At 35.3% G+C, this 2666-nt stretch carries 1 pseudogene; it reads right to left on the reverse strand.

The features are described from left to right. A pseudogene (locus tag NPX99_RS08485) lies at positions 1-1591 on the reverse strand (hypothetical protein); the annotation flags it as partial. Positions 1592-2666: the final 1075 nt, after the last annotated feature.

The raw sequence follows: 2666 nt of genomic DNA on the forward strand, positions 1-2666 counted from the left end.
AATATTTTGCAACTGTGTCACCCATTGAATAAAGCTGAGAACCATTTACTGCCTGCTGTGAAGTTGCAGAAATCTCTCCAGCTTTGATGTCTTTTATCTCTTTATTTCCAGCGGAAATTCCGGCAATGGTTATTTGAGGACCGTTAGTAATCACTAAACCTGTGGCATCTAAGATAATATCCCTCATTTTTGCACTATTCAGTGTAATATCTTTAGCTAAATCGAATTTTAGCTTATTATCTCTATCGCCTTTTGTAATCTGAAGATTTGCACTACCCGCAGAAAAATCTACAACGCTATCCATACTAACGATCTGGCCATTTTTACCCCCAACAGATAATTTCCAACCGCTGTTTCTTACGACCGATTCTAAGTCTTGTAACTGCTTAACATTTACTGCATCGGTAGCCTCACTACCAGCTGCTATACCTGTAATTTGTCGTGTTATTTTTTTACTATTATCACCAACACTAACTGCGCCTCGTGTACTTTTCCATTCCATTTCAGTGCCTGTTGCCGATCCCTGCCGTATAGAACTGTACCCTGAAACACCAGAATCCCTATCAGATACAGAATCTTTCCCTATAACAACGCCAGCATCTGCAGTGACCATAGAATTGGCACCTATAGCCATACTGCCAATCCCCTCTACTATTGCATCATAACCTAGAGCAATAGAATACTCATCATATGCATTTGAAAGATAACCAACAGCTATTGCACCCTGTTTGAAAGCCTTAGCCAAAGAACCTAAAGCCGTTGTATAATCAGCTTGTGCAGTTGTATAATTATCGCCCCCTTCATATACGCCACCTATTGCAACACTACCCACACCCCAAGAGTGAGCCATATTGCCCAGAGCTATACTACTATTTCCATCCGCAAATGAAAAAGGTCCTATACTAACGGAAGATACAGCTTTTGCATAAGCGTTATAACCCAAAGCAACAGCGCGATAACCTGATTGAGCGTTAGAACCAATAGCGATCGCATCTTGACCACCTGATTCACGACTCTCAGGAGAAAGACTGCGTGCCTCTACTAGCAGATTACGTTGCAACATAGCGTTACGCTGTAATCCTTGAGCTGAATCACTTTGCAATATATTAGATACATCAATAATATTCTCATCACTCTGTGCAGCCCTTGGAACTCCAGGGTTATCAACCACGAACGACAGTGGACTGATGAGAGAATTTTTACTATACTGCTCCCTTGTATCTAAGGTTCTTGCCAACAAATTTTTGCTATCCACTGTCAAAATAGGATTATAATCGCTCACACCAGAAAAGGTTTGAGGTAAAGAATTTGGATAGTCATCAGAATCATTTTTCTTGGGATTCAAAGCAACATTCAGCGCTGTTAAATAATTTTTCTTATCACTATCATGGTCATTATACGCAGAGAAAATACTTTGGGGATAAGCAACTGGGATATCATTGGCATTTTTAAAAGATGTTTTTGTTAAATCAAAATCTTCTGAAAAACTAGGAGAAACATTCGATAAAAATACAACAATTGCAGCAAAGAAAACGCCCTTAACCAAAGACCATGAATAAGGAGAACGAGAACAATTTATGTCTTTGCGCATTAGAGTGGTATATAATTTTTTCATGTTAAATTCTCCAAGTAAGAAAAAACATATTTAGAACATTAAAAAAACACATTTCAGCGCTAGAGGTGATGTGTTGGTGTGATTTTTGCTTGTTCTCTGTCAAATTTAGGTTTGTTGTGGATGTAGAAAGGATAAATTAAAGCTTCGGTAAGAATTTTATTTTTCCGTCTTTAATTGGGATATTTTTTTCACTGATGTTTTTGGGGTGGTATAGTGAAAAAAGTGAGATGGATACGGAAAAATTGTCTTTTTTGTTAAATGTGTGTTTCATAATTTTTAAAATGAAATAATCTTCTTTGTATACTTAGGGATATGATAAAATGCTTATCATGAATTTATTGTGCTCTTATCGTAAAGATGGATGATAGAGCTCGGGTTTTAGGATTGTTTTTCTTGGAACACTTGAGATAAGCTGTATGGGCTTTCAAAATCAAACACACCCCCCGTTGCGATAAGTTCCTTAACTTTTTGTCAAAACGAGTCCTTCTTAAGAGACGTTTATAAGCTTTTGAGAAGAAAAGCAAGAAAAAAATGAATTTAATTATTTTTACAGAATGAGTCTTTTCAATTTATGTAACCGTGAAATACTCTTATAATTTTGAAATTTATCGCTTTATTACATATGTTATAAACTTATAGGGAGGTCTTTGTTTCATCGTTTTTTGGGAGCTCATTTTAATCAAAGTGAGTCTTATTAGCAATTACGGTAACTCCATACCTCATGATTTGTGCAGCTGTGTATAAAGAAAATAATAAAATAGAATTTTTGTTTTTTGACCGTATCCCCCCAATGGATATTTTCTACTAACAAAATTATAAAATGTATATCTTTAAATTGTGATCGGATGACGTACTCTATCCGTTTATCTTAGAGAAATTACTTTACATTTCTAAAATTTTTATTAAAGCGCTTTATATTTCTTACTAAAATTACTCTCACAAAGATTATTCCTATAGAATACATTGTTATAGAGTTTTCTATATGTTACTCTATCATTTTCTATGAAAATATTGCTTTATCTATCATATAAACTTTCGCCCTTGCCTGATA

This window comes from Bartonella sp. 220B (genome assembly GCF_026930205.1).
GTDB lineage: Bacteria > Pseudomonadota > Alphaproteobacteria > Rhizobiales > Rhizobiaceae > Bartonella.